At 63.8% G+C, this 260-nt stretch carries 1 protein-coding gene; it reads right to left on the bottom strand.

Annotated elements, in window-relative coordinates:
- Positions 1 to 260: hypothetical protein (locus tag RMT89_RS43905; RefSeq protein ID WP_315889346.1), on the bottom strand; the 260-nt coding region annotated here is incomplete at both ends.

Here is a 260-nt window from a genome sequence, read left to right as displayed (position 1 = left end):
TCGACGGCGGCGACGCGAGCCTTGATGACCTGAGCCTTCTGCGATGCTGCAGCCGGGGTCGTGTGCTTCAGTCCGGGCCGGTGGATCAGGTATACCACCGAGTCCTCCACGAACTTCTCCGAAATGGTCTCCGCCTGGGGGTCGCCGATCTTGATGGTGAGCGGCTCGAGGTTGCGCTCGCGATTGCCGACGCGCTTCTTCGCGACCTTGTCGCACAGGTACTGCGAGCTGGCGTAGGAGACGTCGGTGGAGATGCCGAA

It is taken from the genome of Streptomyces sp. P17 (genome assembly GCF_032436805.1).
Classification (GTDB): domain Bacteria; phylum Actinomycetota; class Actinomycetes; order Streptomycetales; family Streptomycetaceae; genus Streptomyces.
Note: the sequence above shows the minus strand (reverse complement) of the source record. Positions and strands in the feature narration are given on the sequence as shown.